Here is a 6,011-nt window from a genome sequence, read left to right on the forward strand (position 1 = left end):
GACGCGCTGTTCCTGCCGATGGGCGCGAGCAAGCCCATGCGGCTGCAGAACGCCTACGTGTCCGAGAAGGAGATCACTACGGTCGTCGGCCACTGCAAGGGGCAGATGGAGGCGACCGCCTGAGCGTCACCCAAAGCCTGCAGTTCCGAGGCAAATAACCTCGTGGCCTGTGGGCTGATCGCGGCGGAGATCCCGTAGCTGAAACCTCCTGACAATCTGGAACGCAGCTTGGCGACGCGTTGAGCTGTCCAGGCGGCTGCCACTACGGCGGCGAGGCGTAATCGATCGCAATCCGTACCGGAGCGCTGAAGACCGACGACGCCCGATCGGCATGCCCTCAAACGCGGCGGTGCACTCCGGCCTTGACGTCCTGCCAGCTGGTGTTCATCGTCCACCGGCCACAGCGAAGATCGCTGTTCGCGAGCAGCGTGCGCGTCTTGGGTCGACCTTGGTTGCGAAGCTCGCTGTGTTCCAGGGGTGTCGAAGAGCAGCCGTCCCCAGGGTCGGCCGGCCTGTCGGCGGCTCGCTCGACCAAGGCGGAGCCCGTCTCGGGACCCGTCCGCTTCCCGGACATGCGTGTTGGAGGCAAAACGACGCCCCACGGCCTGTGGCTCTGGGGCGGTCATCATGGTCTGTGAGGTGGGCAGGGGCGGGGTCGAACCGCCGACCTTCCGCTTTTCAGGCGGACGCTCGTACCGACTGAGCTACCTGCCCATGACGTGCTGTCGCACGTCTGGCGGTCCTGACGGGATTTGAACCCGCGGCCTCCACCTTGACAGGGTGGCGAGCACTCCTAACTGCTCCACAGGACCTTGCGTGTCCGAGCCTAGTGGCTCGGGCGGTGTCTCCGGGCCGGTGTCCCGGTCCTTCTTGGCGACGTCCGAGAGCATACGCGATGCCCGAGGGTGGCGCCAACTCGGTTATCGGGAGTGGTGGGGCTTGTGGTGGGGATGGAGGGCGTGGGGCTTCTGTCCGGTTGGTGAGCAGGGCCTCTTCGCGGGAGGGGTGGGGGCATGGGCGACGAGGGGTACCAGCGGGGGCTCGGGACCCGGCAGATCCAGATGCTGGCGATCGGGGGGACGATCGGGACGGGTCTGTTCCTCGGGGCCGGCGCGAACATCGCCAAGGCGGGGCCGAGCTTGGTGCTGACGTACGCGCTGGCGGGGTTGATGCTCTTCTTCGTCATGCGGGCGCTGGGGGAGCTGCTGACGTACCGGAGGACGGAGGGGGGCTTCGCGGGGTATGCGCGGGAGTTCCTGGGGCCGTTCTGGGGGTACGCGACGACGTGGACGTACTGGGTCATCTGGGTGACGACGGGGATGGCCGAGCTGACGGCGGCGGGGAAGTACGTCCAGAAGTGGTGGCCCGGGGTCGAGCAGTGGCAGACGGCGCTGGTGGCGCTGGTGGTGCTGTTCACGGTGAATCTCATCTCGGTGAAGCTCTTCGGAGAGCTGGAGTTCTGGTTCGCGATGATCAAGGTCGCGGCGATCGTGATGATGATTCTGGTGGGGGTGGGGGTGCTCGTCTTCGGGTTCGGGGACGCCGATGCCGGGGTTTCGAACCTTTGGGTGCACGGGGGGTTCTTCCCCGAGGGCGGCTCCGCGATGTTGTTGACGATGCAGATGGTTGTTTTTGCGTATCTGGGTGTGGAGTTGGTGGGGGTTACTGCTAGTGAAGCGAAGGATCCGGAACGGAATATTCCTCGGGCGATCAATGCGCTTCCGGTGCGGTTCGGGTTGTTTTATCTCGGGTCGTTGCTGGTGATCCTCGCTGTGGTTCCGTGGACGGCGTTCAAGGGGGGCGCGAGCCCGTTCGTGGTGGCGTTCGAGCGGATCGGTATCCCCGGGGCCGGGGACATCGTCAACTTCGTGGTGCTCACGGCGGCGTTGTCTTCGTGCAACGCGGGCGGGCTGTATTCGACGTCGCGGATGCTGCGGACGACCGGTGTTAACGGGGACGGGCCGCGGGCGCTGGCGCGGTTGAACGGGCGTGGGGTGCCGTTGCTTGCGGTGTTCATTTCGGCGCTGGTGATGGGGGTCGGGGTTATTGTTAACGCGGTTGCGCCTGATAAGGCGTTTGCTTATATTACTTCGGTTTCTACGGGTGGGATTATTTTGGTTTGGGGGGTGATTGTTGTGGCGCATCTGGTTTATCGGCGGAGAGTTGAGGTGCGGGCTTCTTATCGGATGCCCTGGTCGCCTTACTCGAACTGGGGCGTTCTCGGGTTCTTCGGGTTCGTCGTTGCGACGATCGCGTGGGACGCCGATACGCGGGTGGCTCTGTACGTGATGGCCGGGTGGGTCGCGGTCGTGCTGGCGGGCTGGGGGTTCGTGCGGCGGTCGTCCGGACGGGTCGTGGAGCCGGTGCCTCTCGAGGAGAGCGGCGTGGGATGATCCGGATGGACGTCCGGGGAGGCGCACGTGACGCGCAGGAGCATGCTCGAGATCCGTGTGCGCTGGGTCTTGCTGGTCGTCGTGGTCGTCGCGAATGTCGTCGGCGGGCTCGTGGTTCTGCTGTTCGCGACGTTCGTGGTTCCGGATCCGCCGCTGGACGATCCGCGGTACGTCCATCTGGTGAACGCGGTGGCGTTCTTCAGCTATCCGGTGCTCGCCGGGCCCGGTGCGTTGGGCGTGGGTCTGTGGTTGTGGCGTCCCGTGGTGCGGCTGGTGCGGGACGGGGGGCCGCCCGACCGTGAGCAGCGACGTGCCGTTCTGCTGGGGCCGCTCCGGTTGACGTTGCTGGTCGGGGGCCTGTGGGGTGTGGGGGCGGCCGGGTGGGCGATCCTGGATCTGGTGCTGTTCACCGGACGGCTCGCCGTGAAGACCGGGTTGACGTGCCTGCTGGGCGCGGCGACGACGTGCACGATCGTGTATCTGCTGTCGGAGCGGTTGCTGCGGCCCGCGGCGGCGCTGGTGCTGGCGGCGGAGCCGCCGCGCCGGTTCCGGCTGCCGGGCGTGACGACGCGGGTGATGCTCGCGTGGGCGCTCGGGACGGCGATCCCGGTGTTCGGGCTGATCTGCGTGGCGATCGCCGCGCTGGCGGCGCCGGACATCGACGTGACGAAGCTGGCGATCACCATTCTGGGGCTGGGCGGCGTCGCGTTGTTCGCCGGGATGTACGTGACGTACATGGCGACGCGGGCCATCGCGGACCCGATCAAGTCCGTCCGGACGGGCATGGCGTACGTCGAACGCGGAGATCTGCAGGCGGTCGTCCCGGTGTACGACGCGAGCGAGGTCGGGCAGCTGCAGGCGGGGTTCAACCACATGGTGGCGGGGCTTCGGGAGCACGAGCGGCTGCGCGATCTGTTCGGCCGGCACGTCGGCGAGGAGGTCGCGGACCTCGCCCTCGAACACGGTGACATCACTCTCGGCGGGGAGGTCCGCGACGTCGGCGGTGCTGTTCGTGGACCTCGCGGGGTCGACGCGGCTGGCGGAGACGCGGGGACCGGACGAGGTCGTGGGGCTGCTCAACCGGTTCTTCGGGGTGGTGGTGGCGGTGGTGGCGGGGCACGGCGGGTGGATCAACAAGTTCGAGGGCGGGGGACGCCGCGCTCGCGATCTTCGGGGCGCCGAGCGAGCTGGAGGACGCGGCGGGCGGGGCGCTCGGCGCGTCCCGGGAGCTCGCGGTGCGGCTGCGCGCGGACGTGCCCGAGCTGGACGCGGGGATCGGCGTGTCGGCGGGGCAGGTCGTGGCGGGGTACATCGGCGCCGAGCAGCGGTTCGAGTACACGGTGATCGGCGATCCGGTGAACGAGGCGGCGCGGCTGAGCGATCTGGCGAAGGTGTCGCCGGGGCGGGTGCTGGCGTCCGGGACGGTGCTGGAGCTCGCGCATCTGGCGGAGGCCGGGCAGTGGGAACTCGGCAAGCCGGTGACGCTGCGTGGACGAACGCGCCCGACGCGGCTCGCGGTGCCGTCCCGTCCGGACGTGCCGGTGCAGCCGGGGCGCCGGTTGCCGCGGCCGTTGCGGCGGAGTCGGCGGATGATCGGCGCGCTGGTCCTGCAGCGGGCGCGCGGCGCCCGTCCGGAGCCTGAAGAAGCCGAGTGACCTTTTTGGTGCATTGCGCACCGTGTCTCCCTCGTGTCCCTTGAAGTCGGTGCGTATCGTCACCGTGCGTACATGATCCGCTACCTGATCGTCATGTCGCGGACACGCGGCGGGCCCAGTGTCGAAGGCGGACGAGTCACCCGGCTTCGAGAGGTGAAGATGTTCGGACGGAAGCGTCTGGTGGTCACCGCGGTCGTGTCGGCGGCGGTGGTCATCGGTCCCGTGGCGCAGGCCGAGGCCGTCGTGGATCCGCACCCGATTCTCTTCCAGCCCGGCGTACCGGATCCACGCCCGCGCTTCGGCGTCCCGGTTCTGTGGAGTGCTCCAGAGGTCGTGGAGGACGCCCCAGGGGTCGTTGGAGTCGCGCACCGCGGCGCGTCCGAGTACGCGCCGGAGAACACGCTGGCGGCGTTCCGGACGGCCGCGAGTATGGGCGCGGACATGTTCGAGATCGATGTGCAGGAAACCAAGGACCACAAGCTTGTTCTTCTGCACGACTCCATGCTCGCGCGCACGACGAACGTGGAGGAGGTGTTCCCCAAGCGGAAGCCTTGGAAGGTCTCCGACTTCACCTTGGCGGAGGTAAAGCGCCTGGACGCCGGCTCCTGGTTCGGTAAGCGCTACTCGAAGGAGAAGGTGCCGACGCTGCCGGAGGTGATGCGGGAGATGCGCTCCAGCGGCCTCGGGATGCTGGTGGAACTCAAGGACCCGGCGGACTATCCGGGCGTTGAGAAGCGCGTCGCGGCGGCGCTGCGGGCCGACGCGTACTGGACGCGCCCGGATCCGAGCGAGCGGACGCTGGTCGTCCAGTCGTTCGACTGGAAGTCCGTGCGGCGCTTCCACGAACTCATGCCGGACGTGCCGACCGCGCTGATCGGGAAGCCGAAGGCGTCGAAGCTGTCCGACCATGCCGGATACGCCGACCAGATCAACCCGGACCACAACGGGCTGACCGCGTCGTACGTCGAGAAGGTGCACGCCGCCGGGATGGACGTGCTGACCTGGACGGTCAACGACGCGGCGGGCATGCGCGAGGTACTCGGGTTCGGCGTCGACGGCGTCATCACCGACCGGCCGGACGTGTTCCGGGACGTCGTGCGGGCCGCGGCGGGGCGCGAGGCGGCGCACGAGGCGGCGCACGAGGCGGCGCACGAGGCCGCCGCCTGATCAGCCGGACGTCGCTCCGGTGGCCGACAGTTCGCGCGCGCGGGCCGTCAGCGCTCGCGCGGCGGGGCTGCGCGGGCCCTCGGCCCGCCACGCCAGCACGACGCGTCCGCTCAGCCGGGGCCGGACGATCGGCAGGACGTGCAGGTCGCGGCCAGAGCGGCGGCCGCCGACGCAGGGACGACCGCGACGCCGAGGCCGCGTGCGGCGAGTTCGGCGAGGACGGGCGGTTCCCCGGCCTCGAACGCCACCCGGGGGCGGAGCCCGGCGGCGGCGCACGCGCGGTCGAGGAGGGCCCGCAGGCCCGTCCCCTCGGGGAGACTGATCAGGTCGTGCTCGGCGAGGCCGCGCAGGGTGACGGTGGTGCGCGCGGACAGCGGGTGGTCGCGGGCGGCGACGGCGACGAGGTCCTGCTCGAAGACGAGCTCGGTCGCGAGCCCTTCGGGCGGCTCGTCCCCGATGCTGAGGAACGCGAGGTCGACGCGTCCGGCACGGAGTTCCGCGGCGAGGGTCGCGGAATCGTGCTGGGTGACCGTGATCTCCACGTTCGGGTGGTCGCGGTGGAAATCGGTGAGCATGCCCGGCAGGTCCAGGACCTTGACCCACTCGAACGTCCCGATCGTGACGTGCCCGCGCAGCAGGCCGGTCAGTTCGTCCACCGAGCGCCGCGCCCCGTGGACGGCGGCGAGCGCGGCCCGCGCGTACGGCAGCACCAGCTCGCCGGCCTCGGTGAGCCGGACCGTGCGGCCGGAACGGTCGAACAGCGGCTGCCCCAGCTCGCGTTCGAGCTGCCGGATCT

General features: G+C 69.3%; 5 protein-coding genes and 2 tRNA genes. 4 read left to right on the forward strand and 3 right to left on the reverse strand.

All coding sequences use genetic code 11. The annotated features are described in order from the left end of the window. Positions 1–640: 640 nt before the first annotated feature. Positions 641–714: transfer RNA gene (locus tag BJF79_RS29995), tRNA-Phe, on the reverse strand. A gap of 20 nt (positions 715–734) precedes the next feature. Beyond that, positions 735–812: transfer RNA gene (locus BJF79_RS30000), tRNA-Asp, on the reverse strand. 201 nt (positions 813–1,013) lie between these two features. On the opposite strand from BJF79_RS30000, the gene BJF79_RS30005 reads away from it, so the two are divergent. From BJF79_RS30005 to BJF79_RS30020, 4 genes are all read left to right on the forward strand, one after another. Continuing rightward, positions 1,014–2,393 (forward strand): amino acid permease, encoded by a 1,380-nt coding sequence (locus BJF79_RS30005; RefSeq protein WP_075902454.1) that lies wholly within the window; start codon positions 1,014–1,016, stop codon positions 2,391–2,393. Positions 2,394–2,435: 42 nt separating this feature from the next. Further along, positions 2,436–3,737: a HAMP domain-containing protein gene (locus tag BJF79_RS67450; RefSeq protein ID WP_410050157.1), complete on the forward strand. Its 1,302-nt coding sequence runs from the start codon at positions 2,436–2,438 to the stop codon at positions 3,735–3,737. Then, the gene (locus tag BJF79_RS62205) at positions 3,692–4,048 is read left to right on the forward strand and encodes a hypothetical protein (RefSeq protein ID WP_410050158.1); all 357 of its coding nucleotides are present in this window, start codon (positions 3,692–3,694) and stop codon (positions 4,046–4,048) included. Before BJF79_RS67450 ends, BJF79_RS62205 begins: the two co-directional genes overlap by 46 nt. 159 nt (positions 4,049–4,207) lie before the next feature. Next, positions 4,208–5,215, forward strand: coding sequence for a glycerophosphodiester phosphodiesterase (locus BJF79_RS30020; RefSeq protein WP_158079339.1), 1,008 nt, complete (start codon positions 4,208–4,210; stop codon positions 5,213–5,215). A gap of 110 nt (positions 5,216–5,325) precedes the next feature. Here BJF79_RS30020 and BJF79_RS30025 read toward each other — a convergent pair. Then, positions 5,326–6,011, reverse strand: a 686-nt coding sequence (locus tag BJF79_RS30025) for a LysR family transcriptional regulator (RefSeq protein WP_075902462.1), incomplete at its 5' end; no start/stop codon positions are given.

The organism is Actinomadura sp. CNU-125 (genome assembly GCF_001942465.1).
Lineage (GTDB): Bacteria > Actinomycetota > Actinomycetes > Streptosporangiales > Streptosporangiaceae > Spirillospora.

Excerpts from the sequence above, each read along its gene's own strand:
- BJF79_RS30005 (WP_075902454.1), top strand. The coding sequence starts at position 1,014 with ATGGGCGACGAGGGGTACCAGCGGGGGCTCGGGACCCGGCAGATCCAG.
- BJF79_RS67450 (WP_410050157.1), top strand. The coding sequence starts at position 2,436 with ATGCTCGAGATCCGTGTGCGCTGGGTCTTGCTGGTCGTCGTGGTCGTC.
- BJF79_RS30020 (WP_158079339.1), top strand. The coding sequence starts at position 4,208 with ATGTTCGGACGGAAGCGTCTGGTGGTCACCGCGGTCGTGTCGGCGGCG.